24 protein-coding genes are annotated in these 26,550 nt (G+C 61.2%); 11 read left to right on the forward strand and 13 right to left on the reverse strand.

The genetic code is table 11. The features are described from left to right. Positions 1-3: 3 nt before the first annotated feature. From FJ434_RS01290 to FJ434_RS01310, 5 genes are all read right to left on the reverse strand, one after another. The gene (locus FJ434_RS01290; protein ID WP_140750178.1) at positions 4-1,986 is read right to left on the reverse strand and encodes a hypothetical protein; all 1,983 of its coding nucleotides are present in this window, start codon (positions 1,984-1,986) and stop codon (positions 4-6) included. Continuing rightward, positions 1,983-3,533, reverse strand: a complete 1,551-nt coding sequence (locus FJ434_RS01295) for a site-specific integrase (RefSeq protein WP_140750176.1) — start codon at positions 3,531-3,533, stop codon at positions 1,983-1,985. Before FJ434_RS01295 ends, FJ434_RS01290 begins: the two co-directional genes overlap by 4 nt. Further along, the gene (locus FJ434_RS01300) at positions 3,530-4,717 is read right to left on the reverse strand and encodes a tyrosine-type recombinase/integrase (protein WP_181166001.1); all 1,188 of its coding nucleotides are present in this window, start codon (positions 4,715-4,717) and stop codon (positions 3,530-3,532) included. The genes FJ434_RS01295 and FJ434_RS01300 overlap by 4 nt, the downstream gene beginning before the upstream one ends. Positions 4,718-5,223: 506 nt before the next feature. Further along, on the reverse strand, positions 5,224-5,466 hold the full coding sequence (locus tag FJ434_RS01305) for a hypothetical protein (protein ID WP_140750172.1): 243 nt from the start codon (positions 5,464-5,466) through the stop codon (positions 5,224-5,226). A gap of 445 nt (positions 5,467-5,911) precedes the next feature. Next, positions 5,912-6,436, reverse strand: a complete 525-nt coding sequence (locus tag FJ434_RS01310) for a single-stranded DNA-binding protein (protein ID WP_027144945.1) — start codon at positions 6,434-6,436, stop codon at positions 5,912-5,914. Between the two features lie 226 nt (positions 6,437-6,662). On the opposite strand from FJ434_RS01310, the gene FJ434_RS01315 reads away from it, so the two are divergent. The 10 genes from FJ434_RS01315 to FJ434_RS01360 all read left to right on the forward strand — a co-directional run bounded on the left by FJ434_RS01315 (position 6,663) and on the right by FJ434_RS01360 (position 15,473). Next, positions 6,663-6,977, forward strand: a complete 315-nt coding sequence (locus FJ434_RS01315; RefSeq protein ID WP_140503724.1) for a metalloregulator ArsR/SmtB family transcription factor — start codon at positions 6,663-6,665, stop codon at positions 6,975-6,977. Positions 6,978-7,009: 32 nt separating this feature from the next. Further along, positions 7,010-7,477 carry an SRPBCC domain-containing protein gene (locus tag FJ434_RS01320; RefSeq protein WP_140750170.1) on the forward strand — a complete coding sequence of 156 codons (468 nt, stop codon included), beginning with the start codon at positions 7,010-7,012 and terminating at the stop codon, positions 7,475-7,477. 22 nt (positions 7,478-7,499) lie between these two features. Next, a complete protein-coding gene (locus tag FJ434_RS01325; RefSeq protein WP_140503719.1) occupies positions 7,500-8,105 on the forward strand; it encodes an ATP-dependent Clp protease proteolytic subunit in 606 nt (201 codons plus the stop codon). Between the two features lie 88 nt (positions 8,106-8,193). Continuing rightward, positions 8,194-8,493, forward strand: a complete 300-nt coding sequence (locus FJ434_RS01330) for a hypothetical protein (RefSeq protein WP_140750168.1) — start codon at positions 8,194-8,196, stop codon at positions 8,491-8,493. Positions 8,494-9,191: 698 nt separating this feature from the next. Beyond that, positions 9,192-12,113 carry an excinuclease ABC subunit UvrA gene (uvrA, locus tag FJ434_RS01335; RefSeq protein ID WP_027144940.1) on the forward strand — a complete coding sequence of 974 codons (2,922 nt, stop codon included), beginning with the start codon at positions 9,192-9,194 and terminating at the stop codon, positions 12,111-12,113. Beyond that, positions 12,113-12,523, forward strand: coding sequence for a DUF302 domain-containing protein (locus FJ434_RS01340; RefSeq protein ID WP_181166000.1), 411 nt, complete (start codon positions 12,113-12,115; stop codon positions 12,521-12,523). Before uvrA ends, FJ434_RS01340 begins: the two co-directional genes overlap by 1 nt. After that, positions 12,520-12,984, forward strand: coding sequence for a GNAT family N-acetyltransferase (locus tag FJ434_RS01345; protein ID WP_140750164.1), 465 nt, complete (start codon positions 12,520-12,522; stop codon positions 12,982-12,984). The genes FJ434_RS01340 and FJ434_RS01345 overlap by 4 nt, the downstream gene beginning before the upstream one ends. 28 nt (positions 12,985-13,012) lie before the next feature. Continuing rightward, complete coding sequence (locus FJ434_RS01350; protein WP_140750162.1) at positions 13,013-13,819, forward strand: DUF72 domain-containing protein; 807 nt, start codon at positions 13,013-13,015, stop codon at positions 13,817-13,819. A 154-nt stretch (positions 13,820-13,973) separates the two neighbouring features. Beyond that, positions 13,974-14,207 (forward strand): hypothetical protein, encoded by a 234-nt coding sequence (locus FJ434_RS01355; protein ID WP_140503709.1) that lies wholly within the window; start codon positions 13,974-13,976, stop codon positions 14,205-14,207. 117 nt (positions 14,208-14,324) lie between these two features. Continuing rightward, positions 14,325-15,473: a GGDEF domain-containing protein gene (locus tag FJ434_RS01360; protein WP_140750160.1), complete on the forward strand. Its 1,149-nt coding sequence runs from the start codon at positions 14,325-14,327 to the stop codon at positions 15,471-15,473. A gap of 46 nt (positions 15,474-15,519) precedes the next feature. Here FJ434_RS01360 and FJ434_RS01365 read toward each other — a convergent pair whose 3' ends face one another. The 6 genes from FJ434_RS01365 to urtA all read right to left on the reverse strand — a co-directional run bounded on the left by FJ434_RS01365 (position 15,520) and on the right by urtA (position 21,722). Beyond that, positions 15,520-15,696: a hypothetical protein gene (locus tag FJ434_RS01365; protein WP_084636783.1), complete on the reverse strand. Its 177-nt coding sequence runs from the start codon at positions 15,694-15,696 to the stop codon at positions 15,520-15,522. A 261-nt stretch (positions 15,697-15,957) separates the two neighbouring features. Continuing rightward, entirely contained in the window at positions 15,958-16,653 is a 696-nt protein-coding gene (gene urtE, locus FJ434_RS01370) for an urea ABC transporter ATP-binding subunit UrtE (protein ID WP_140750158.1), read from the reverse strand. A 69-nt stretch (positions 16,654-16,722) separates the two neighbouring features. Further along, complete coding sequence (gene urtD, locus FJ434_RS01375; protein WP_140503703.1) at positions 16,723-17,469, reverse strand: urea ABC transporter ATP-binding protein UrtD; 747 nt, start codon at positions 17,467-17,469, stop codon at positions 16,723-16,725. Positions 17,470-17,475: 6 nt separating this feature from the next. Continuing rightward, positions 17,476-18,711, reverse strand: coding sequence for an urea ABC transporter permease subunit UrtC (gene urtC / locus FJ434_RS01380; protein WP_140750156.1), 1,236 nt, complete (start codon positions 18,709-18,711; stop codon positions 17,476-17,478). Continuing rightward, a complete protein-coding gene (gene urtB / locus FJ434_RS01385) occupies positions 18,708-20,324 on the reverse strand; it encodes an urea ABC transporter permease subunit UrtB (RefSeq protein WP_140750154.1) in 1,617 nt (538 codons plus the stop codon). Before urtB ends, urtC begins: the two co-directional genes overlap by 4 nt. Before the next feature lie 120 nt (positions 20,325-20,444). Then, positions 20,445-21,722: an urea ABC transporter substrate-binding protein gene (gene urtA, locus FJ434_RS01390; protein ID WP_246678323.1), complete on the reverse strand. Its 1,278-nt coding sequence runs from the start codon at positions 21,720-21,722 to the stop codon at positions 20,445-20,447. Between the two features lie 344 nt (positions 21,723-22,066). Between urtA and FJ434_RS01395 the strand changes: the two genes are divergently transcribed. Beyond that, complete coding sequence (locus FJ434_RS01395) at positions 22,067-22,474, forward strand: hypothetical protein (RefSeq protein WP_140750150.1); 408 nt, start codon at positions 22,067-22,069, stop codon at positions 22,472-22,474. 89 nt (positions 22,475-22,563) lie between these two features. Here FJ434_RS01395 and FJ434_RS01400 read toward each other — a convergent pair whose 3' ends face one another. Together FJ434_RS01400 and FJ434_RS01405 are read right to left on the reverse strand one after the other, a co-directional pair. Then, on the reverse strand, positions 22,564-23,277 hold the full coding sequence (locus FJ434_RS01400; RefSeq protein ID WP_140750148.1) for a DeoD-type purine-nucleoside phosphorylase: 714 nt from the start codon (positions 23,275-23,277) through the stop codon (positions 22,564-22,566). A 591-nt stretch (positions 23,278-23,868) separates the two neighbouring features. Further along, positions 23,869-26,445: an ATP-binding protein gene (locus tag FJ434_RS01405; protein ID WP_140503694.1), complete on the reverse strand. Its 2,577-nt coding sequence runs from the start codon at positions 26,443-26,445 to the stop codon at positions 23,869-23,871. Between the last annotated feature and the right edge of the window lie 105 nt (positions 26,446-26,550).

A 26,550-nucleotide genomic window follows, 5' to 3' on the forward strand; every position in this document is an offset into this window, starting at 1 on the left:
ATCCTAGGCACGCGCTTCGCGGCCCCGTACTGGAACCGTGTTTGTCGCCATCTTTCCTAAGTGCACCAACGTTCCGTCTGGGATTGATGCATCCTGATGGATGCCGAGGATACGGGCGAGCCCGTCAAGCGTGCGCTCGTGGGCTGCTTCCCACCGGCCCGCCCCATAGGTCTCGGCTGCGACCTCCGATTTTGCCTTGGCCAACAGTAGCGTCGTTTCGTCGAACAGCGCTTTGGCGTTCCGAAATTGCTTTTCGTTGCCCTTCACTACGATGGTATCATCACAGTCCGAGCAATCTCCGTGAATCAGGCACGGAGTAAGGCTCCAATCGTGCACGCACATTCCGAGATCGGTTACATGCGCCGTCGCGAGATGGGTTTGGAGGAACTGCTGGCGATCCTTGGGTGGCAATCCGGCAGATGCGGTGGCGAGCGGCCCGCGTATGCTACCGGCTTCGATGAGCTCGCGTGCCTTCTTGGCGAGATGCATCCCCGACACATGGTCGTAGAAATCGTTCTCGGCGTCATCCTTCCTCCCTGACCAGCGCGCAATTTCCATCTGGCTCATCCCACCCTCTTGTGCCAGCGTATTTAGCCAATGTCGGAACTGGTGCGTTGTGACCCTGATTGGCGTTCCGTCAGGTTCCGTAAAGCCGTACTGTTCGAAGATCGACGGCACTCCGGCATGTCCGCAAAGAAAATGGGAAATCATCTGATCAGTAAGGAACCTGATACTTCCGGGAATCGATGGCCGTATCGCGTGCGTGGCATTTTGCAAAATGAGGAACATGTATTCATCAAGCTTAGGTACGTCGGGCCACCGACGCTTGATCGCGTCGGCGACGTCACCACTCCTTACGCCGGATTCGCGCTGGCCCAACTCACGTATTTCAACACCCCACGTCCGGCACCAACTCCTTCCCGTACCAGGGTACAAGCCAAGGAAGCAGGCGAGCCGCGACAAGGAAATCAGGTCGCCCGGATTGCCGCTTAGCCCCGGAACATTGATCCGGCCAGGATGCTGCTTCATCCACATCAGATCGTCGCGCACGGGTTGGGTGATACGGCGGATGTCCGCAATTGCTCTTCGAGCGACAGACACGAGTGGGGTGGGTATCCACTTGATCCTCGGGGAACCTATCTTCTCTGCGAAATAGCGGATGCCGTAGCGAACGACAGGTTTGCCTTGATCGTCCAAGACAGGCTTCCCCTGCCTGAACGCAGCCTCTTCCACCTCGCAGTCCGCCGCAATGGTCAGCAGCTCATTGATGCGCCAGCCACCGCAGCCGAGCAACTCGACTGTGCGCATGCGGAGCACATCGATGTCCTCCGTTACCATATTTGCAAGGATCGGGAGCGCACCGAGGGCAGCATCGCTGGGCAGCTTCTTGATTCGGCGAGCCTCGGCCTCGGGACCCACGCGCATCGAATGGTCGTTCGGACGGCGGTTTGGATTGGAGAAGTCAATGCGGACTTTTGCCAGATTATAGCGGTTCGTCCAGTCGGCGAGTTCGACGAGCTTTTTGCCTATGTTGTACGCAGTGCTCTCGGCATCCTTCTTGCGACTGGCAGCCGCGGCAGCGACGAAGTGGTCCGGGAGGAACAGCGCTGGGTCATAGTTGATCCCTTTTGCTGCCTCTTGCAGGAAACGCCCCGCTCTAATTAATTCCATATGATCATTCAGAATTCGAGGATTATCGTCCTCGCGAAGCCTGACCGCAGCTTTTATCAAGCTCGCGATCGGCTCACGAAGATCGACACGTCCGTCTATGCCCCTGCATCCGGGCTTGGAGTCGGTAAAATATAGTCGATCCCCATTCACATTGGCGCTGGATGCTCTGTTGCGCTTTGAGGCGGACACAACCCAGACTGGGGACTCGAACGGAGATTCGGTAAACGTAGTGATCGACTTCGCTTTTTCCACCATGGCTAAAAGATTGGCGCGAGCGTTGCGCAAGCGCGCCGAAGGGAGCGTTTGCACGCTCATGCAGGCGCCCCTTTTCGCGCATCCTCTATACGCGCGATTACATCGGCAACCGCCAGAATGGTGCGGTCATGCAAAGTGACCATGCGCCCGTCCTGACCGGATTTCGACTTGCGCTCCCGATCTCGCAAAAGATCATCGAGCAAGCAGTGGTGCGGACCGTCCATCCAGGGCTGGAAGTCGCAGCAGGTGTAGCAGGCGATCGGCGCAAGCAATCCACAGAACGAGTAGTTTCCACAGTTGCCCACGCCGTCAGAATCGCCTGAAAGCCGGTCCTGTATCACAATCAGGCTTGTTGGGTCGGCCCCGCGATCAGCTTCGTTCTCGGAAGCTACGAGCTTCCCCATGAACGCTTGCGCCACACGACCGAGCGAAAGCGCCATCGACTTGTCCAGTGACTCAACGATGTCCGACTTGATATCGAAATACACCTGAACGTTTTGCAGGTCCGTGTGATCCAGGGCTTCGGCTACCTCGCGCCTGCTTGCCCCCTCTCGCACCAGCCGGGTGGCGAATGTGTAGCGGAGACGACGCACACCTATTTTGAGCGGCTTGCCTGTTCGAGGCGACACGACGCCTAGCTTGTCTGCTGCTGCCACAAGGTCGGAAATTTCGGCCGAGTACATGTGCATGGCGTACTCGCAAAGCGGCCCCCCCGCATCCGAACGGGGGCGGCGCCGAACGAAGAGTGGAAAGGCATGCCGTTCGCCCAGCCAGCCGCCCAGCTCTCTGCCGCGCCGGTTTTCAGCGACAAGTTCCAAAACAATGTCGCCGATTTCTGACGTAAGCTTTCGTTCCCGAAACTCTGCACGGGGCGACCCGTGCCGCTTTTTGATACGAGGTACGCGAAGCTGCACGAAGCGAACACCATCCGCCTCGACCACTTTCAGGTCTTCCTCGCGAAGCAGCGCCATCTGGAGAGGATTGCAGCCGAAGGCGACGCAAAGCCAGAGCGCCGCTCTTTCCTGGAGGGAAAGGCATCCATGGGCGTTCGCTGCATTCAGTCCGCTCAACAAGGCCGTAATCTCGAGGTCGGTGAGTGGTCCTTGCTCGGGATCGAGAGAAAGCACGGCATGGCCTTTGCGATTTCCCCCGACGACCTTGCGGTCGAGTTCGAGGGCGGCTTCCATCGAGAACGGATCGAAGCCCAGTTCGGCGCACGAGCAGTACCAATGCCGTACGAAATGCAGTCGCCACTCCGAGTCGCAGAAATGAGGACGAAGTTCTGAGAAAAACGACGCCTGTATCTCCCCTCCTTCTGAAACTGCCTTTGTTACGGCCGGAGCCCGCGAGAGAAAGCAAAGGGCAGAGAACGTGCTACTCACCAGGTCCGGCGACTTCGATTTTACAAGACGCGCCATGTAGAAGGCCGTCGCTGACAGGATATCTCCAGATTTGATACGCAGCTTTTTCCAGTTCAGCGTTATCTTACCTCCTACGGCATTGAGTGGCCATTTCCACCCGGTCGCATCCACAGGATGTCCCGCCAAGTCGACGATGATCCCTTGCGAGGGAAAGCCCTGCCTTGTATTTCGCGCGACGGCTTTCATTGCTGCGCCCGCCCAACGCTATCGCGTTGCACAGCATCGATTACCTCGGCTGCCCTCTTTCGCGTGTGCCTGACGGTGTAGCGCGCGCCCTGTTTGGAATGTTTGACCCAGCCCATATGGTAGTTCCGGCTCTGCTCTTCTTGGGCCTCCGTCATGCCGAGCTTCGACGCCGCCGCCGAGAATCTGTCGTTCCCGGTGTGGCGCAGCACATGCGTTGTAAGTTCAGGGGGAAGTCCTGGGACCCTCTTGCGCAGAAGGTCGAACATGCCGTTTTCGGTGCGGATCCCCAGCGGATCTCCCGTCCGCGAGACGAAGACGTACCCGTGCCGTTTTGCGCCGGGGTATCTGGCCGGGTCGCTGCGGTGTCCTGTGATCCACAGCTTCAATACTCGGGCTAATTCCAAACTAATGGGAACGATACGCCCCAACGTCTTCACGCGCGGTTCACATCCTCTCGTATCCTTAGGGTCGTCCGGACGCCGCACGATCCACACAGAGGGCGCTGGTCCCTCCAGCATAAGGTCCTCTCCAAGCAGCTTCAGTCCCTCGCCTCGCCTAGCGCTAGTCTCGTAATAGAGGAGCAAGAGGGCATGGTTGCGGTGTTGGTGACCAGCCTGGAAGGGATTGAGGGAATGGCCAGGCGTGATAGCGTCGAGGAACAGTTTCTGCGCTTCCACGCCGATTCCCTCCCGCTCCCCGCCAGTTTTGGCGATCGGCAGGCCGGACAGCATCGCCTTTTCGAACAACTCCAGGCGGTGTCGGGCTTCGGGCAGCTTCGGGTTGTCGACGTCAATGCGCTGGATGGCTGCCATGCCGTGCCAGGCAAGATATTCCGTGACCATCCGGCAGCGGGTGCGATAGGTATTCGACTGCACAATGGCCGGCGCAGCTGCCTGACCATCCTTCTTCTTGCGCTTCCGGAGGTTCTCCCGAAGGCTGTCGCGCAAGTCCTCGATTTCGAGCACGTTGAGCATGGCCAACGACGATGTCCGCTGTTCCAAGTCGATGCCGCGGGCGCCGGCCCAGTTGAGCGCGATCACAATCGCGCGGAGGTCAGCTTCGATTGTGCCCCCAGACCCTTCCTTGGACCTCAGCGCCAACACGCCATACAGGTTTGGGTGCCGAGCGAGAATGCCCGCAGAATCATAGACGGCGGGCAAGCGCTCGCCGGTTGCAAGTCTCATTTGGCCAACCCGGTAGGGCCGATTCTCCACGTACATCATGGCGACTTCTTCCGACGGGACTGGCTTAGCCGTCGCAGCGTCACCATCCGCAACCACATCCCTCGCGGCTCATTTCGGGTGTAGGAGAAATCGCAACTCTCGCACCAACCCGCGGGGCGGGCTGCATCCTCCTTACTTCCCCGATTGATGCACCATCCCTCATTCCGATTGCTTCCCATGTGCTCTCTCCTGCACGACACGCGCAGAAGGAGAGCCGGTGCCGGACTTAAGAGCAAGCGCCTCCAGCGATCGGGATCTAAGAGAGGCTTGTGCGGACAAATGCCTGTTTTGGCACACTATTTTCTGCGGCAAGGATTCGAGGGCAAGGATTGAAATCTGCAGGAAGCCTGCGTGCGCTTCCCGAGCACAGGTTTCCAAAGAATTCAGCACCCTCACTTACCTGTGGATAACTGGAATGAAGGTTGACCTTGACCCTGCGATGCCGCGCCGGCAGCCAGTTTGGCGAATCACCGCACCATGTCGTTCGCGCCGGCAGGGGCATCTTCTGAGAAACCGCTCGCCTTGGAATAAGCCTGCGTGACCAATCGATTTCCGGCATTGGTCCATGTTCGGTCCGTGCCGGGCAGCTGACCACGGGTGGTGGCTACCTGCTTAACGACGACATCGTCCTCCTCATCGGCGCTGGCTAGCGGCTCTTTCGTCAAGCCACTTGAGGCATGTTCGAGTATGGTGGTCTCGCCTGGGCCCATCGCTGGCCTCGCCGAGCCCGATCAAGCCTACAGGTGCTGCCGTGGGATCGGATGGCGGTCGACTACCGCAAATACCAAACGGCGGCGCTGCGATACCTCGGCTTGTGAGAGCGTCATTCAAATTCAGGGGCGTCGCATTCGCGTCGAAAGCTACCCCATATGCTCAACGCTCGCCGTCGTCACGCTCGGACGGGACCGCTAGATCACAGCAGCGATGAAAGTCATTTCCTCATGATGTGCGGCTTCCGCAGACGCTTGCCTTGCCGCGCACCACCAGCCCGCGATGAGAGCAGGCAACGGCTCACCCCTCGTTCAGTTTACACTTCGAGATACCGCACTTTCGCTTAGGAAATCGCCCTCGCTGGCCAATCGCAGTAATGAGGTAATTCGCCAACGATACCCGTAGGGTGATCAGAATAGTTTACAAAGCGGCAACTACCGCATCCTAGAACGGTATCTCGTCGTCCAGCTCGCGCGACGAGCCACCGCCACCGCCCCCTTTGGAGCCGCCACCGCCGCCACGGCTAAAACCTTCGTTCGGGCTCGACTGGCCGAAATCGGAACCACGGCTGCTGCCGCCACCGCTGTAGCCGCCGACCTGACCGCCCTCACCTTGGCCGCGCGCGTCGAGCATCTGCAGTTCGCCACGGAATTTCTGCAGCACGACTTCGGTCGTATATTTGTCGGCACCGGTCTGGTCCTGCCATTTGCGCGTCTGCAACTGGCCCTCGACATAAACCTTCATGCCCTTCTTCAGATATTGCTCGGCCACCTTGGCAATGCCCTCATTGAAGATGACGACATTGTGCCACTCGGTCTTTTCCTTGCGCTCGCCGGAATTCTTGTCGCGCCAGCTTTCCGAGGTGGCGATGCGGATGTTGACGACCGGCTCGCCCGAATTCAGGCGGCGGATTTCAGGGTCCGCGCCGAGATTGCCGACCAGAATGACCTTATTGACGCTACCCGCCATGATATTTCTCCGCGCTCATCCGAAACAAATTTTTGTCGCAGCACCTTACAGGCTGCCGATATTGGCCGCCTGCCAAGGCTGGCTTTTCCCACAAGGTTTTTGTTCCCTTTTCGTTCCTATATGCACTGCCCCCAATTGTCAAGGAATGGCAGCAATGCCCGAACGCTGCATATGGGTCTCAAAACAGTGCTTGCCAAATCGATAAGTATCGACTTATGCTTTCGTCATGATCGAAGCAGAGATTTTCCGCGCCTTGGCCGACCCGACGCGCCGCGCCGTCTTCGAGCGTCTCGCGGCGAGCGAGATGAGCGTGTCGGAACTGCGCAGCGGCCTCACGGTGTCGCAGCCGGCCGTCTCCCAGCATCTGGCGGTGTTGCGCGGCGCTGGCCTGGTGGTCGAGCGGCGGGCCGGCCGCAACGCCTATTATCGCGCCGATCCGCAGGGGCTTGCCCCGCTGCTCTCCTGGATTGAACGCTATCGGACGTTCTGGCCGGAACGCATTGAAAAACTGAAGGCCGTTTTGAAGGACATGGATCAATGAAAGACGGGCGATCAATGAAAGACGGGCGATCAATGAAAGACGCAAACCAAACCAAGATCGCTCCAGAGGCGCTCGAATTCGAATACGAGGTTGCCGAGCCGCCGGAAAAAGTGTGGCGGGCGCTGACCGTGCCGGAATTGCTCGCCGCCTGGATGATGCCGAACGACATCAGTCCGCGGACCGGCAGCCGCTTTGCCTTCGCCGGGCCTGACGCGCCGATCGAATGCGAGATCCTCGACGCCGAGCCCGAGCGCCTGCTGCGCTATTCCTGGCGGGAGCAGTCCGACGATGCGGCGCAACCGCTCGACAGCACCGTCACCTTCACACTCGCCCGTACCATTTCCGGCGGCACGCATCTGCGCATCGTCCATGACGGCTTTGCCCGCAAGGCGATGCCCGCTGTTGCGATGGCGGGGGCCGGCTGCCGGCTTTCGCTGCGCGGGGCCGGAAAGCCTATTGCCGCGAACACACCACGCCTTCTGCTGCCGCGCGCGGCCTGAACACGGAAATCGGAGAAGAGAAATGAGTGGTGTTGCCAGCCTTGTGCCGATGGTGATCGAGCAATCGAGCCGCGGCGAACGTGCCTTCGACATTTTTTCGCGACTGCTGCGCGAGCGCATCGTCTTCATCAACGGCGAGATCAACGACGACGTCTCGGCGCTGGTCTGCGCGCAGCTTTTGTCGCTGGAATCGGACAATCCCGAGAAGGAGATCTCGCTCTACATCAACTCGCCGGGCGGAATGGTGACCAGCGGCTTCGCCATCTATGACACGATGCAATATATCAGCTGCCCGGTCTCGACCGTGTGCATGGGCTTTGCCGCATCGATGGGATCGTTCCTGCTGATGGCAGGCTCGGCCGGGCGCCGCATCGCGCTGCCGAACGCCACCATCCTGCTGCATCAGCCGCTGGGCGGCTTCCAGGGCCAGGCTTCCGACATCCAACGGCACGCCGAACGCATCGGCCAGACCAAACGCCATATGACCGAACTCTACGCCCAGCATTGCGGCCGCAGCTATGAAGAGGTCGAACGCACGCTCGACCGCGACCATTTCATGACTGCCCGCGAGGCCCAGGCATGGGGCATTGTCGACCATGTTTTCGATACCCGCAAGAAAGCGGCGTGAGGCAGAGCCCAGATCAAATCCTGCTAGGTGTCGAAGATTTGACGATATCGGTCTGGTTCCGGTGGCGGCAGGTCCCTATAAAAGAGGAATGACCGACACTCATCGATCCAGAACATCGCACCGTGTCACCGGCGCCATGGTGCTCGCAATCGTCGGCCTTGCGTCCAGTTCGGCATTTGCCGACGACGCTTCATCGTCAGCGCAAAAGAGCGCCCTGCCCGGCGTGGCTGGCGACTATCGCATCGCCAAGCCGGCCCCGGTGCCTGAACCCGACGACGCGTTCCCCAGCAGCGGCAATGGGCAGTTCAAGATCGGCAATACGGATGTCAGGATTTCCGGCAGCATCACGGTCGATGTCGGAGTTGGCGGGATCAAGCCGCCAAGGTAGGCCGAGGTCGAGGCTTGCGAACTCAAGCCCACGCCCAAAAACAGCCCCGCCGTGCCTTGGGCAAACGGACGGGGCTTTTTGTTGGATTCGTAATCCAAACTTGCCGGGAGTGTACCGCCGGCGTTTGATTTCGGATGCTTCGCGGCATTCAGCCGACGATCCGACCAATAGTCTCTGATTTTGACGGATACGGCAGGTCACGGTTTGTCGGGTGGCGCAAACGCCTGCTCTGGCACTTATGCCTGCCGCGGCTCCAGTGACAACTGAAGCCCTGGGGGACTATCCGGTGGCGTCATGCTCCGCTCCTGTGTCCGTTGCGACATCGTCGTGGCGAAGCGCAATCGCAAATGCCTGCGGCGTCTCGCAGGCCGCCTTGGGGCGGCGAGGCCATCGAAAGACGGCCAGCTTCGCTGACTTCCGAAGACTGCTCCCGTGAGTTGGCCGCGTCAACCATCAATAGCCGGTTACGGAAAAATGTGATCACCGGGAGGTTACGTCGAGGTCAGTTTCCGCACAGTTTTGTCAGGAGCATGTTCGGCCTTTGTTCTTTCCGCTTGCCCCTTCGCGCGAAAGACGGTTAAACGACTTCTGTCGGGAGTTGTGGCGTCTCTCGACGTGGCGGCAAAAAGACCTACATAGGGGATGGCTGGGAAAACCCGCCAATCCCACGAATTCCAGATCTGAGGCGGCGACCGGCGATGGCCGACCATAAATTCCTTTCCATTCGCGGGGCGCGCGAACACAATCTGAAGAACGTCGATCTCGACCTGCCGCGTGACAGCCTGATCGTCATGACCGGCCTGTCGGGCTCCGGCAAATCGTCGCTGGCCTTCGACACCATCTATGCCGAAGGCCAGCGCCGCTATGTCGAGAGCCTCTCGGCCTATGCACGGCAATTCCTCGAAATGATGCAGAAGCCCGACGTCGACCAGATCGACGGCCTGTCGCCGGCCATTTCCATCGAGCAGAAGACCACGTCGAAGAACCCGCGTTCGACGGTCGGCACCGTCACCGAAATCTACGACTATATGCGGCTTCTGTTTGCCCGTGTCGGCGTGCCCTATTCGCCGGCCACCGGCCTGCCGATCGAGAGCCAGACGGTCAGCCAGATGGTCGACCGGGTACTCGCGGTCGAGGAAGGCACGCGCCTGTTCCTGCTGGCGCCCATCGTGCGCGGACGCAAGGGCGAGTACCGCAAGGAACTGCTGGAGTTGCAGAAGAAAGGGTTCCAGCGCGTCAAGGTCGACGGCGTCTTCTATGAAATCGCCGACGTTCCAGCGCTGGACAAGAAATACAAGCACGACATCGACGTTGTCGTCGACCGCATCGTCGTGCGCGGCGACCTTGCCACGCGTCTCGCCGACTCCATCGAGACGGCGCTGAAGCTGGCCGAAGGGCTGGCGGTGGCCGAGTTCGCCGACAAGCCGCTCGACGCCAGCCAGACCGGCGAGGATTCGGTCAACAAGTCGAAGAACGAGACGCATGAACGCATCCTGTTCTCGGAAAAGTTCGCTTGCCCGGTGTCCGGCTTCACCATTCCGGAAATCGAGCCCAGGCTGTTCTCCTTCAACAACCCGTTCGGCGCCTGCCCGACCTGTGACGGTCTCGGCAGCCAGCGCGCCATCGACCCCAACCTCGTGGTGCCCGACGAAAACGTGTCGCTGCGCGACGGCGCCGTCAGCCCATGGGCGAAATCGACCTCGCCCTATTACTCGCAGACGCTCGAGGCGTTGGGCAAGGCGTACGACTTCAAGCTCGGCGACAAGTTCAAGGATCTTTCCGCGCAAGCGCAGGAGGCGATCCTGCGCGGCACCGGCGAGCGCGAGATCACCTTCCAGTATGATGACGGCCTGCGTTCCTACAAGACCACCAAGACTTTTGAAGGCGTCATCCCCAATCTCGAACGGCGTTGGAAAGAGACCGAATCCGCCTGGATGCGCGAAGAAATCGAGCGCTTCATGTCGGCGACGCCCTGCCCGGTCTGCAAGGGCTACCGGCTGAAGCCCGAAGCGCTGGCGGTGAAAATTGCCGGCAAGCACATTGGCGAGGTGACGGAACAGTCGATCCGCAACGCCGACAAATGGTTCACCGACCTGCCGGCGCAGCTCAACGACAAGCAGAACGAGATCGCTGTCCGCGTGTTGAAGGAAATCCGCGAGCGCCTGCGCTTCCTCAACGATGTCGGGCTCGATTATCTCACTTTGTCGCGCAATTCCGGCACGCTGTCGGGCGGCGAAAGCCAGCGCATCCGGCTGGCCTCGCAGATCGGCTCTGGGCTGACCGGTGTGCTTTATGTGCTGGACGAGCCGTCGATCGGCCTGCACCAGCGCGACAACACGCGGCTGCTCGACACGCTCAAGCATCTGCGCGACATCGGCAACACGGTGATCGTCGTCGAGCATGACGAGGACGCCATCCTGCATGCCGACTATGTCGTCGATATGGGCCCCGCCGCTGGCATCCATGGCGGCGAGATCATCGCCCAGGGCACGCCCCAGCAGGTGATGGCCAACCCCAATTCGATCACCGGCAAATATCTGTCGGGCGCACTCGAAGTGGCAACGCCTGGCGTGCGCCGCGAAGCCAAGAAGAACCGGCGGCTGAAGATCGTCGGCGCGCGCGGCAACAATCTGAAGAACGTCACCGCCGAAATCCCGCTCGGCACGTTCACCGCCGTCACCGGCGTGTCCGGCGGCGGCAAGTCGACCTTCCTGATCGAGACACTGTTCAAGGCGGCCTCGCGCCGCATCATGGGCTCGCGCGAGCATCCGGCCGAGCATGACCGCATCGAGGGGCTGGAATTCCTCGACAAGGTCATCGACATAGACCAGTCGCCGATTGGGCGGACCCCGCGTTCGAACCCCGCCACCTACACCGGCGCCTTCACGCCGATCCGTGACTGGTTCGCGGGTCTTCCCGAAGCGAAGGCGCGCGGCTATCAGCCGGGACGTTTCTCCTTCAACGTCAAGGGCGGCCGCTGCGAGGCCTGCCAGGGCGACGGTGTCATCAAGATCGAGATGCACTTTTTGCCCGACGTCTACGTCACCTGCGACGTCTGCCACGGCAAGCGCTACAACAGAGAGACGCTCGACGTCCTGTTCAAGGGCAAGTCGATCGCCGACGTGCTCGACATGACCGTCGAGGAAGGCGTCGACTTCTTCGCCGCCGTGCCTGGCGTGCGCGACAAGCTGGAGACACTGAAGCAGGTCGGGCTGGGCTACATCCACATCGGCCAGCAGGCGACGACGCTGTCCGGCGGCGAGGCGCAGCGCATCAAGCTGGCCAAAGAACTGTCGCGCAAGGCAACCGGCAAGACGCTCTACATCCTCGATGAGCCGACCACCGGCCTGCACTTCCACGATGTCGCCAAATTGTTGGAAGTGCTGCACGAACTGGTCGACCAGGGCAACACCGTGGTCGTCATCGAGCACAATCTCGAAGTGATAAAAACCGCCGACTGGGTGCTCGACCTCGGGCCCGAAGGCGGTGATGGCGGCGGCGAACTGGTCGCCTCCGGCACTCCGGAAGCCATCGTGCGCGAGAAGCGCAGCTACACCGGCCAGTTCCTCAAGGAGCTTCTGGAGCGGCGCCCTGGAGGCAAGCGCGAAGCGGCGGAGTGATGACAGAGGATGGTCTCATCACGGTCCAGAGCCGCTTTGGCGTGACCGAAACCATCGACCGCCTAGCTGAGGTGGTCAAGCGCGCGGGACTGCTTGTGTTCGCGCGCATCGATCACCAAGCCGGCGCGCGCGATGTCGGCACCGCGCTGCGGCCGACGGAGCTTCTGATTTTCGGCAACCCGAAGGGCGGCACACCGCTGATGCAGGACCAACAGCTTGCCGGCATCGACCTGCCGGTGAAGGCGCTGGCCTGGGAGGATGAAGAAGGCAAGGTCTGGCTTTCCTACACTGACGTCCATTGGATCGCCGAACGCCACGATCTCCGTGACGCCAGCCGCGATGCCGTCGCCGCAATTGCCGCTGGCATGGAAAAGGTGATAGCGGCCGCTGCCGGAATGGATCAATCATGAGGCTCGCTGGCCCAGAAGATCTCGCCGCGATCGTGACGCTGACGCAAGCGGCCTATGCTCCCTACAACGCCATACTCGACGCGCCACCGATCCCCGTTACCGAGGATTATGCGCCCCGTATCGAGCGCGGCGAGGTCTGGCTACTTGAGAGCAGCAATGATCCCGCCGGGCTTATTGTCCTTGAACGACACGAAGACCACGCCATGATCTTCAGCGTCGCCGTCTCCCCTGCTTTTCAGGGCAAAAAACTCGGCATAGCACTGCTCAATCACGCGGATGAACAGGCGCGTCTGTGGGGTTTGCCGGAGGTGCGGCTCTACACCAACGCCAAGATGGAACGGAATATCGCGCTCTACGCCGCCTATGGCTACCGTGAAACGGGTCGCCGGCCCAATCCCTACCGGCCAGGGTGGATACTGGTCGACATGGCCAAACCCATCGACAGGCCCACCGCGGTCTGATCGCTTTTAGAAATCCGGGAGGACGACAATGAGCACATCGGGAACAATCCGCGCAGGCATGGGCGGCTGGACCTTCGAGCCCTGGGACACGTCCTTCTATCCCGAAAAACTGTCGAAGGCGAAGCAACTGCAATATGCCACACGGCAGGTGCCGAGCATCGAGGTCAACGGCACCTATTATTCGAGCTTCAAGGAGCCGACCTTCGTCAAATGGGCCAACGAGGCGCCGGACGGTTTCGTCTATTCGCTGAAAGGCAACCGCTTCGTCACCAACAGGCGCGTTCTCGGTGAAGCCGGTGAATCGATGATGCGTTTCCTGGGTTCCGGCGTTGCCGCGCTCGGCGACAAGCTCGGGCCGATCCTGTGGCAGTTCGCGCCGACGAAGAAGTTCGATCCGGACGATTTCGAAGCGTTTCTGAAGCTGCTGCCGGAAAAGCAGGACGGCGTCCCGCTGCGCCACGCGCTCGAAGTCCGCAACGACAGCTTCATCGTGCCGGAATTCGCCGCGCTCGCGCGCAAATACAAGGCGGCGATCGTCTATGCCGACCATGCCAAATATCCCGATATCGCCGATATCACCGGCGATTTCGTCTATGCGCGGCTGCAGACCGGCAGCGACGACAATCCCGATTGCTACACGCCAAAGGGCCTCGACGAATGGGCGGCGCGGGCAAAGATTTGGGCGAAAGGCGAGCAGCCGTCCGATCTGCGCCGCGCCGACCCTGCCACCGACGCCCCGGTTCAGCCGCGCGACGTGTTCGTCTACTTTATCACCGAGGGCAAGGTGCGTGCGCCGTTCGGGGCGATGGCGCTGATGAAGCGTGTGGCCGATTAAAATGGCAAGCTTGCACCGCGGCCATGTCTTTTGACGAGGCTTCGAGGTCGGGTGTTGCTGCGTGTTCGGAACCCGCGGGGCATCTTGACCGTTTTGCCTATCTAGCCAAGAGCCGGTTTCCATGGCCCGGGGCATTGGGCAAAAGCGAGGAGAGATGGCTATCATCCTCATCGGAGCGTTGCTGACCATAGCCGGCCTTGTGTACATGGCGGGCGCAGCCATCAGGCGCGGCCAATTGAGCGGCGGCTCGGCGCCTGCGGGCTCGACAGGTCCGACGCTTGAGCCACCCCGGCGTGGCCTTCGTTTCCTAGGCCTCTCGCAAGATTGGCCGGGCTTGCTGATGATGGGGGTCGGCATCCTCATGCTGTTGGCGGTGGCAATTCTCTGACACCCAGAAATCCTGGCATTCTCGGCCCGTCGTAACCTTATTGACACTTCCTTGCCGCATGAATGCGCCGACGCCAGGCCGCAGAGCTGGAACCGCCGCCGGCAGGGAAAGAGGGGCATGTCGCTCGACTACACTTCACTCCTACTGGCCGTCGGGTTCTCCGCCGCCTGCCTCAGCCTGACATTGTTCGGCATGTGGCTGACCGCCCGCTCGGAAAAATTCCTGCTGACATGGGCAATCAGCCTGGTGTTCGTGGTCGGCGATATTTTCATCTATGACGCCTATATCGACATGCCCGGGCGTCTGCTCGGCATCGCCACTTCAGCGTTCCTGCTGATCGGCTTTTCGGCCATGCTGGGTGCCGCCTATCAGTTCCGAACCGGCGGCTCGCCGTTGCCGCGGGCGCTGTGGGGTTGCGTTTCGTTGGCGATTGCGTTGCCTCCCATGGCTTTGGGCTATGATGGCCTCGACTTCATGTTCGAGAACATGCTCGCCGCCTTGCTGCTGTTCGCCACGGCATTCGAATATTGGCGAGGCCGCGATGAGGCACCCGCCCTGACGATCGGCATCACCGCGCTCTATTCGGCCACGGCCACATCCTTCGCGCTCTGCGCCATGGTTCTTGCCTGGGATGGCAAACTGGTTCTGGGACACGCACCAAGCAACTGGGCCGAGGAGCTCAGCCTCATCGTGGTTATCGCCAGCATGACAGGCATCGGCGCGCTTTCGCTTGCCCTTAACCAGGGGCGCCTGGCGAGGTACCACCACCGCAACGCCCTGACGGATCCCTTGACCGGCCTGCTCAACCGGCGCGCTCTGTTCGACATGCACGGCGACGTCCCGGTCGGTGCCTTTACCGCGGTGGTCGTCTTCGACCTCGACAACTTCAAGGCCATCAACGACGAATTCGGTCACGCGGCGGGCGATGAGGTGCTGAGGGTGTTCGCCAGGGAACTCGCCGGCAATCTTCGCCACACCGACGTCGCCGCGCGCATGGGCGGCGAAGAATTCGCACTGGTGCTGAAACGCACTCTGCCGGAAACGGTCGAGCAATCGGCAGAGCGAATCCGGGCCGTATTCGCGACGCGGCTGATAGAAACCGAAAGCGGTTTGCTCACCTGCACGGTCAGCGCCGGGTTTGCCTTTGGCAGCAAAGAAGGGCTCAGCTTCGACAAGGTGCTCAACGCCGCCGACAAGGCGCTCTACGATGCCAAGCGCGGAGGCCGCAACCGCGTGACCGCCTCTCCCTTCCGACGCGTGAGCTGATCACGCGCATGGTGAGGCTGTGATTGTTGGATAGCGAAGGCTGCCCTTAGGCCGCCATGACGATTTCATTGAAGGCATCGAGGTCGACATAGAAGACCTTGGTGATCTCCTCGATCAGATCGTCGTAATCGCAGCCCTGTGATCTCAGGATGTTGATGGCGGCGATGATGTCGACGCGTTCGGTAAGCCGCCGCTTCTGGTAGTCCTCGACGTAACGTTCCATGGCTGTCCCTTAGCCTGTGTGCCCAAACGCGTTTGAACGACAATCAGATCGGGAAGCTAGGAAGCCTTGCTTGCGCGGAACTTGCAGAACCTTCGCCGCGCCTCGATCTGCGATACCAGACTGATACGGAAGCGGCCGACTCACAAAGCCTGGAAAAGACTAGCATGCGATATTGCGTGTGCCAGAGACGCAGATGATGGACGGAAGAAATATTGGACTTGCCAAGGACTTCAAATCTTCAAATGAAGTTCAGCGCCGATTCTAGACCGTAAGGAATTTGCGAACATCAGCCCGGTCCAAATCTTCCGCTGGGCCGGTGTGGACGATCTGGCCGCGGTCCATGATGTTGACCTCGTCGGCGAGTTCTCGGCAGAAGTCCAGATACTGTTCGACCAGAAGTACCGCGATGCCGGCTTGGTCGCGCAGGTAGCGTATGGCGCGGCCGATATCCTTGATAACAGAGGGCTGGATGCCTTCGGTCGGCTCGTCGAGCACTAGCAGCTTCGGCCGCATCACCAGCGCCCTGCCGATGGCCAACTGCTGCTGTTGACCGCCGGAAAGATCTCCGCCACGGCGGCCAAGCATCTGCTTCAGCACCGGAAACAGTTCGAAGACGTGCGCCGGCACGTTGCGGTCGGCGCGCCTCAAGGGCGCGAAACCGGATTCGAGATTTTCCCGCACGCTGAGCAGCGGAAAGATCTCCCTGCCCTGCGGCACGAATGCGATGCCCGACCGGGCGCGGTCATACGCCGCGCTCCGGTCGAGCGCCTTCCCCTCGAAGGCAACACTTCCGCTCGTCAGCCGGTGATGGCCGACGATCGATCTCATCAAACTTGTCTTGCCGACGCCGTTGCGGCCGAGCACGCAGGTGATCTTGCCCGCACCCGCCTTCAGCGACACGCCGCGCAGCGCCTGGGCGGCGCCGTAATGGAGCGTGGCATTGGAAACTTCGAGCATGTCAGCGCCTTCTCCAGAAGCGAAGAAACGACATGTCGAAGTGATGGAATTGCACCCGCCAGACCATATTCATCTCCCCAGATAGACTTCGACGACGCGCTCGTCGGCCGAGACGAAATCGAGCGTCCCTTCCGAGAGCACCGAGCCTTCATGCAGGCAGGTGACCTTCACGCCGAGCTCGCGGACGAAATTCATGTCGTGCTCGACGACAATGACCGAGTGGTCGCGGGCGATATCCCTGAGCAGCCGTGCGGTTTCCTCGGTTTCGGCATCGGTCATGCCGGCGACCGGCTCGTCGACCAGAAGCAGTTTCGGGTCTTGCGCCAGCAGCATGCCGATCTCGAGCCACTGCTTCTGGCCGTGGCTGAGATTGGCGGCGAGCTCGCGGCGCTTGTCGCCTAACCGAATAATACCAAGGATGTCATCGATCTGCCGCGCCTCGGCGGCCGATTGGCGGTGGAACAGCGCCGGGAAGATCGAACGCGGCCCCTTCAGCGCCAGCATCAGGTTTTCTTCGATCGTGTGGCTTTCGAAGACGGTCGGCTTCTGGAATTTGCGGCCGATGCCCATCATGGCGATCTCGGCTTCGTCATGCCTGGTGAGGTCCACCTGGCCGTCGAAGAACACTTCGCCTTCATCCGGCCTCGTCTTGCCGGTGACGATGTCCATCATCGTCGTCTTTCCGGCGCCGTTGGGGCCGATGATGGCGCGCATCTCGCCCTTGTCGAGCACCAGCGACAGATTGTTGATGGCGCGAAAGCCGTCGAAGGAGACCGAGACGCCGTCGAGATAGAGGATGGTGTTGGATTTGCTCATGGTCGCTTACTCCGCCGCCTGCGGTTCGGAGTCGGACCAGGACCATTCGCCCGGATTTCGCGCCGGCGAGCGAGCGGGCTTCGACGTCGCGGACGCGGTCCCAACCTCGGTGCCGGCTTCTTCAGCGAGGGAAGCCGCGCGCAACGCCCTGGCATTGCCGCGCCAACTGTCCCACATGCCGATGATGCCCTTGGGCAAGAGCAAGGTGACGGCGACGAACAGGCCGCCGAGCGCGAACAACCAGAATTCCGGCAGCACGCCGGTGAACCAGGATTTCCCGGCATTGACCAGCAGCGCGCCGATGATCGGCCCGACAATTGTGCCGCGCCCGCCGACGGCCGCCCAGATTACGACCTCGATCGAATTGGACGGCTCGAACTCGCCGGGATTGATGATGCCTACCTGCGGCACATAGAGCGCGCCGGCAATGCCGGCCATGACGGCCGAGACGGTGAAGGCAAACAGTTTTACGTTCTCCGCCCGCCAGCCGAGGAAGCGCGTGCGGCTTTCAGCGTCGCGCACGGCCATCAGGAGCTTGCCGTATTTGGAGCCGACGATCGCCCAGGTGATGAAGACGGCGAGTGCGAGCATGATGGCGCTGGCCGCGAACAGTGCCGAACGGGTCGCATCGGCTTGCACATTGAAGCCGAGAATATCCTTGAAATCGGTCAGGCCGTTGTTGCCGCCGAAACCCATGTCATTGCGAAAGAAGGCGAGCAGCAGCGCATAGGTCATCGCCTGAGTGATGATCGAGAGGTAGACGCCGGTGACACGGCTTCGGAAGGCGAACCAGCCGAAGATGAAGGCAAGCAGACCGGGCACTGCCAGGACCATGAGGCCGGCGAACCAGAAATGGTCGAAGCCGGTCCAGAACCAGGGCAGCTCCTTGTAGTTCAGGAACACCATGAAATCGGGCAGGATCGGATTGCCGTAGACGCCGCGCGAGCCGATTTGACGCATCAGATACATCCCCATCGCATAGCCGCCGAGCGCGAAGAAGGCGCCGTGGCCGAGCGAAAGGATGCCGCAATAGCCCCAGACCAGGTCGAGCGAGAGCGCCAGCAGCGCGTAGCAGAGATATTTGCCGGTCAGCGCCACGATGTAGGACGGCACGTAGAAAGCGCTGGTCGGCGAGACGGCCAGGTTGAGCAGCGGCACGATGACGGCCACCGCCAGCAGGACGAAAATGGTGATGGCAAGGCGGCGGTCGGCACCCGCGGCGAAGAAGCGTCCTGACATCATGCTTCCACCGCCCTGCCCTTGAGCGCGAACAGGCCGCGCGGGCGCTTCTGGATGAACAGGATGATCAGCACCAGCACGACAATCTTTCCGAGGACGGCGCCGGCATAAGGCTCGAGAACCTTGTTGACGATGCCGAGCGAAAAGGCGCCGACCAGCGTACCCCAGAGATTGCCGACACCGCCGAAGACGACGACCATGAAGCTGTCGATGATGTAGCCGCGGCCGAGATTGGGCGAGACATTGTCGATCTGGCTGAGCGCGACGCCGGCAATGCCGGCAATTCCCGATCCTAGCGCGAAAGTCAAAGCGTCGACCCACGGCGTCCTGATTCCCATCGAGGCGGCCATGCGCCGGTTGGCGGTGACGGCGCGCATCTGCAGGCCCCAGGGCGTGCGCTTCATCACGTAGAGCAACATGCCGAACACCGTGAGCGCGAACACCAGAATCCACAGACGGTTCCAGGTGATGGCCAGTTGCCCGATGTCGAAGGAGCCGGACATCCAGGACGGATTGCCGACCTCCTGGTTGGTCGGCCCGAAGATCGAGCGCACCGCCTGCTGCAGGATAAGCGAGACGCCCCAGGTCGCCAGCAGCGTCTCCAGCGGCCGCCCGTAGAGGAAGCGGATCACACCGCGCTCGATGATGAGACCGACGAAAGCCGCGACCAGGAAGGCAAGCGGCAGCGCTATCACCAGCGACCAGTCGAACAATCCGGGAAAGGATGTCCGGATCACCTGCTGGACGACGAAGGTCGTGTAGGCGCCAAGCATCACCATCTCGCCATGCGCCATGTTGATGACACCCATGACACCGAAGGTGATGGCAAGCCCGATCGCCGCCAGCAGCAGGACCGAACCCAGCGAAATCCCGTACCAGATGTTCTGGCCGGCATCCCACAAGGCCAGCGTCGAATTGATGCTGGCGATCGCCGCCGTCGCCGCGTCCTTGACCGCGCCCGACGCACTGGCTTCGACCGAGGTGAGCAGCGAAACCGCATCGCGGTCACCACGCGTACCGATCAAGGCGACTGCGGCGAGTTTGTCAGCCTCAGGCCTATCGGACACAAGCACCGAGGCCGCACGAGCCTGTTCGAGCAGGGCCTTGACGCCAGCCGCGGTCTCTTTGGCGATCGCCGTGTCGAGTGGCTCTATGTTCGCGGCATCGGGTGTTTTGAACATAGTGTCGGCCGCGGCCAGTCGTGCGGCCGAATCCTTGGCGCCAAGCGTCAACGTGCCCAGCGCGTCGCGGATGACGCGACGCAGCGTGTTGTTGACCTTGATCTTGGTGACGTCGTCCTTGGCAGCCTCGCCTGATGCGTCGCTGCCGAGCGGGTCGAAAAGCTGGATGCTTTCGCCGGCTTCCTTGCCGACGAAAACCAGGGAATCGGCCTTGCGGATATAGAGGTTGCCGTCGGCGAGTGCCGAGAGCGGCCTTTCGACCGTTGGATCGCCTGTGGCGGTTAGTTCATGCACCACTGCTCCGATGTCCGAAAAACCCTTGGCAGTAGCGAACTTGGCGATGGTGGCGCGCAGATCGGCTTCGCCTGCCCCCGACGACGACAGCATCGCCAGCAGGAACAGCAGCGTCAGGCCAATCGTGCGGATCAAGGTCATCGGCTTTTGTGGACCCTTGGAGGCTTGAAATTAGGCGTCCGGACTGTGGAGGAAAAACGGCCCGGACGCGCGCGGTCTTGGGCATGGGCCTGAGGGCCCAGCCCGGCAGACCTGGGAGGATCAGTTTGTGCCCTTGCCGCCGCATTTGCCCGTGGCAACGTTGAAGTTGCCGCAGGACAGAGGCTTGCGCCAATCGGAGATCAGGTCCTTGGAGTCCGGCAGATAGTCCGACCACTCGTCGCCCATCACCAGGCCCGGTGTGCGCGAAACCGTTTCGAACTGGCCGTCGGCCTGGATTTCGCCGATCAGCACCGGCTTGGTGATGTGGTGGTTCGGCATCATCGTCGCATAGCCACCGGTCAGGTTGGGCACCGAAACGCCGACCATGGCGTCGATCACCTTGTCCGGATCGGTGGTGCCGGCCTTCTCGACCGCCTTCACCCACATGTTGAAGCCGATATAATGGGCTTCCATCGGATCGTTGGTGGTGCGCTTGTCGTTCTTGATGAACTTGTGCCAGTCGGCGATGAACTTCTTGTTCTCGGGCGTATCGATGCTCTCGAAGTAGTTCCAGGCGGCAAGATGGCCGACCAGGGGTGCGGTGTCGAGACCGGCCAGCTCTTCCTCGCCGACCGAGAAGGCCATGACCGGGATGTCCTCGGCCTTGATGCCCTGGTTACCGAGTTCCTTGTAGAATGGCACGTTGGCGTCGCCATTGACGGTCGAGACAACGGCCGTCTTCTTACCGGCCGAGCCGAACTTCTTGATCGCCGAAACCTCGGTCTGCCAGTCGGCGAAGCCGAACGGCGTATAGTTGACCATGATGTCTTCGGCAGCGACGCCCTTCGACTTCAGGTAGGCTTCGAGGATCTTGTTGGTGGTGCGTGGATAGACGTAGTCGGTTCCTTCGAGCACCCAGCGCTTCACCGAGCCGCCATCCTCGCTCATCAGGTAGTCGACAGCTGGAATCGCCTGCTGGTTCGGCGCGGCACCCGTGTAGAACACGTTGCGTTCGCTCTCCTCGCCCTCATACTGGACGGGATAGAACAGGATATTGTCCAGTTCCGAGAATACTGGCAGCACCGATTTGCGCGACACCGAGGTCCAGCAGCCAAACACCGCCGCGACCTTGTCCTTCGAGATGAGCTCGCGCGCCTTTTCGGCGAACAGGGGCCAGTTGGATGCCGGATCGACCACGACAGCTTCGAGCTTCTTGCCGAGCAGGCCGCCCTTGGCGTTCTGCTCGTCGATGAGCATCAGCATGGCGTCCTTCAGCGTCGTTTCCGAGATCGCCATCGTGCCCGACAGCGAATGGAGAATGCCGACCTTGATCGTGTCGTCGGCAGCCTTGGCCGGAGCGGCCATCAGACCGGCGGCAACCACGCTCGCCGAGAACATTTTTGCTATTGTCGAGAAATTACCCCTCATTACGGAAGACTCCCAGGCTGGTTGATTGCACCGCGACAATGCAATGCAACCCCCATGCCAACCGCTGAAGGTATGCCGAAAATAGGGAAATATCACAACATTATCAGATGTTTGCTATATTAGCACGAACAGATAGAAGAGAACCGGTTGAAAATCGACTGAGGGAAAATTGCGCAGTGTAGAGCGCGTTTGCCTAATTTTAGCCCATTTTCTCCAAATGCCTATATTTTGGCCGCAGCACACGCGTCGCGGGCAACAAATGTTGCGGCGCGGCGCAAAAATAGGGCAAGCTTGTCGTTCAAGCGGACGGCATCATGACATCAGGCATCTCACGCATATTCATCGGCATATGGTCTCTGGCGGCGGCAACCGCAGCGGCGCGGGCCGACTTCAGCGACGGCAAGATGCCCGATGGCACCTATCACTGCGAAGTCTACCTGCTCGGCCTGTTCCTCAATCTCGGCGACATCACCATCAAGGGAAATGTCTACACGGGGCCCGTCACCTTCGGTACCGCCAAACAGGCTTACAATTACCAGATGGACGCAAACGGTGTGATCTCGTGGCTGGGCCCGCTGGGCGGCTACACCACTGGCGGCAACGCGCTCTCGATGACCCAGGCAACGCTCGACGGCCAGAGCCCGCCCTCCTTCGACATCATCATGAAGCAGCCCGATGGCGCCTTCACCGCCTCGACCTGCACCCGGGGAGGCACACAATAGGCCCTCGCCGCCGTTGGGGGGCCCCAGCGGTCTGCACGTCTTCGCGGCCACCGGCCATCCATGGAGGAGGTGCTGAAGCGCGGGGCCGCCTAGCGCCCTTGCGTGGCAATTTCGAGCGCCAGGCGGCTCATGTCGGTGAAAAGCTCCTGGCGTTCGGAATAGTCGGCCTGTTCGCCTGTGATGAGATTGTCGACGACGGTCAGCAGCGACAATGCCCTCGCGCCGAAATGCGCCGAGATGCGATAGAGAGCGCTGGTTTCCATGTCTACGGCCAGCGCTCCGAGCGCCTTTGCATCGGCATAGCGGGCGGGCGCTTCAGGACGGTAGAATATGTCGGTGCAGGCTGTCAGGCCGGCGTGGTGGTCGATGCCGAGTTCGGTTGCCTTGGCCAATGCGCAAGCGAGCAGCGCTGGATCCGGGCCGACATCAGCTTCGTAAAGACCAAAGACCCTACCGCTCTCGGTGTCTTCAGGCCGTGCCGATTGCGAGATCACAAGGCTGCGCAGCTTTGCCTCGGCGCTCAGGGTACCGCAGGTACCGGTACGGATCAGTGTTCGGGCACCATAATAGTCAAGCAATTCATGCGCATAGATCAGGAACGACGAAACACCGATACCCGTCGCCTGAATGCTAAGGGGCTTGCCGCGAAACAGGCCGGTAAAACCAAGAGCGCCGCGTCGACGATTGACGCAGCGCGGCGCGTCCAGGAAAGTCTGCGCCATCCACTCCGCGCGCTGCGGGTCGCCCGGCAACAAAACCGTGTCGGCGTAGTCGCCCTTGTCTGCCTCGATGTGTGGCGTCAACAGCTGCTCCCCCAAGCCCGCCTGCCATACTGTCAATAATCATGGTGTTGTTACGGCGTTGTGCAAGGGCGCGGCATCAGAAATACCTAATGGATAGAATCTAACACTTGGTGCCCACGTCTGACCGCTGCAATGATTTCGCGGGTCCCGAGTTCAGAAGAATGGCCTCGACACCACGTAGCGGCTGATGGCGGTTTGGAGATCGACGATGCTTTTGAAGGCGCCGCGCTTGAGGCTTGTTGGATATTCCCTTTCATGCATTGCTGTTGCAACCACCGTTTGGCTTGCAGCTTGCGCCCCCGCACATGCTGGTGACACCAGCCTGCCTGCGAATGTAATTGACTTTGTCGGTCGTCGCGCCAGTTGTTTTGAATGGACCCAAAAGGCAATCGATCCCAAGCAAGCAGTGAAGGTCGATAAGATCATGCACTCGTTGAAATGTGCGGATATAAAGGGAGAGGAGCAGGCACTCCGGAGTAGCTATGCCGATAATCCGAGCGTCATAGCTGCCCTTAACGCAACTTGGATCAAGACCGTCCGGCGAATACCGGTCCGGCCCGCGACAGGCACTCTTCCGTCAGGTCCGAACCACTAGGATTCAAGCACATCCTTCACGATCGTGGCCAGTTGCTTGAGCGAGAACGGCTTTGGCAGGAAGCCGAAATGCGCCTCCGCCGGCAGGTTCCTGGCGAATGCGTCCTCGGCATAGCCGGAGACGAAGACGAACTTGATGTCCGGCTGGCGTTTGCGCAATTCACCGAGCAGCGTCGGCCCGTCCATTTCCGGCATCACCACGTCGGAAACAACGATATCGACCTTGCCGCCGAGCGCTTCGAACACTTCCAGCGCCTCGACGCCCGAGGACGCCTCGTGAACGGTGTAGCCGCGCGAGGTCAGTGCCCGCATGCCACCCATGCGAACCGCGTCCTCGTCCTCGACCAGCAGCACCGTGGCCGACCCGGACAGGTCCTTGGCATTGTCGACCGGTTTGGCCGGCGCCGTGGCCGGCGCTTCGCCGGGTTCAGCCGCGTTTTTCGCTTCAGCGATGTGACGTGGCAGGAAGATGCGGAAAGTCGACCCCTTGCCGAGTTCGGAATCACAGAAAATGAAGCCGCCGGTCTGCTTGATGATGCCGTAAACCATGGACAGGCCAAGGCCCGTGCCCTTGCCGACCTCCTTGGTGGTGAAGAACGGCTCGAAGATCTTCTTCAGCACGTCGGGCGCGATGCCGCTGCCGGTATCCTCGACTTCGACCACCACATAGTCGGCCGCGGTGAGTTCGCGATAGGCAAAGTTCTTGCACTCCTCGGCGGTCACGTTGCGGGTGCGCACCGTGAGATCGCCGCCGGTCGGCATCGCGTCGCGCGCGTTGACCGCCAGGTTAACCACCACTTGCTCGAACTGGCCGATATCGACCTTGACCGGCCACAGGTCGCGGCCGTGGTCGACCTTGAGCTTGATGTCGTTGCCGACCAGCCGGGCAAGCAGCATCCTGAGATCGGCGAGTACGTCGGTGAGGTTCAGCACTTCCGGCCGCAGCGTCTGCTTGCGCGAGAAGGCCAGCAACTGTCGCACCAGGGAGGCCGCGCGATTGGCGTTCTGCTTGATGTTCATGATGTCTGGGAAGGACGGATCCGACGGCCGGTGATTGGTCAACAGCAGATCCGATGCCATGATGATGGCGGTCAGCACATTGTTGAAGTCGTGTGCGATGCCACCGGCGAGCTGGCCGACGGCCTGCATCTTCTGGCTTTGCGCCATCTGCCCTTCGAGCGCCTTCTGCTCGGTCGTCTCGACGGCGTAGACGATGGCCGATTCCTCGGCTCCTTCGCCGCCGGTGCCGTCGGCGACGGCGTTGACGTAGAAACGGATGTGCCGCTCTTCATTGCCGGGCAGCACGGTGTCGATCGGTTCGATGTCGGCCTGCCGCTGCCGGGCTTTCTCGAACGCGGCTGCAAAGGCCGGCCGGTCGCGGTCATGGATCACCGTGTCGAGCCGCACGCGGCGATCCACGGCATCGCGGTCGACGACCGAGGAAAACAGCGAAAGAAAAGGTGCGTTGGTGCGCAGGATGCGCCCGCTGGCATCGACACCGGCGATCGCCATTGGTGTCGAATTGAAGAAGCGGGTGAAGCGCACTTCCGAAGCGCGCAGATCGGCCGAGGCATCCTCGCCTTGCGTGCGGTTGAGCACGATGGTGCGTGTTGGGCCGCCGACGCCCTCCCGGCTGGCCGAAACGCGATGCATGAAGCGTACCGGCAGCGCCTCGCCGGTCATCGTCGTCAAGTCGAGATCGATGACCGCATTGCGCGTCGTGCCGGGATCCGCCTTGACGGAGCGCACCAGCGCCATGCCGTCGCCGGCAACGATATCTGGCAAGGTGACGGCGCCAGGCGTGAAGCTGGCAAGGTCGATGCCCAGCCATCCGGCAAGCGTGGCATTGATATAGGTGACGCGGCCGTCCTGGTCGGCCGAAAAGAAACCGGCCGGTGCGTGGTCGAGGTGATCGATGGCCTTCTGCAGATCGAGGAAGAAACGCTCCTGCTCGGCCCGCTCCTGCGAAATATCGGCGAGCTGCCAGGCCAGCATCGGCAGCCGCTGGCCCGGGACGCTGAACGTGCGGGCGCGTGCCCGATACCAGCGGGCGCCCGGTTCAGCGCCGGGCCGGATCGATTGCGCGAGCCGGAACTCGCCGTCGCCCGGCTGCCCGTCACGCAGGCCGGACGCCAGCCGGTAGATGGTCACCGAGGCTTCGGGGATATCGGAGAGCAATCCTTCGACCGTCTTCAGGTCTGCGGCCGAGGAGGCCCCGGTCATATCGGCATAGGCCCGGTTGGCGTAGACGACGCGGCCTTTGGTGTCCGTGACCAGCAGGCCCTGTGACATCGAGTCGACGAAAGCCTTGGACAGTTCGTCGCCCGTCGAGCGCGGTGTGATCTGCACGAAGCCGATCGCGGTCGCGAACAGGAAGCCGACGCCGATCATCGCCAGCACGCCGAGCATGCCGAGCAGGAAGGGATCGCCGAGGCGCTCCCGGAAAAGGCCGAAGACGATTGCCGCTCCCGTCAGAACGACGATGAAGATGATAAGCCGGGTGACCGCGCCCGGTCGCGTATTCTGGTCGACGATCGGTACCGGATAGAAATCGCCGCGCGCTTCCTTGGCCATATGCCCCCTGCTCGTGAAATCCGAGTTTCCGACACCCGCCCCTAATGCATGTCGCCCAAAAGTGACTTCGGTTTCGCGAAAACGACATGCATGAAAAACAAGGAC

The organism is Mesorhizobium sp. B2-5-13 (assembly GCF_006440535.1).
Taxonomy (GTDB): domain Bacteria; phylum Pseudomonadota; class Alphaproteobacteria; order Rhizobiales; family Rhizobiaceae; genus Mesorhizobium; species Mesorhizobium salmacidum.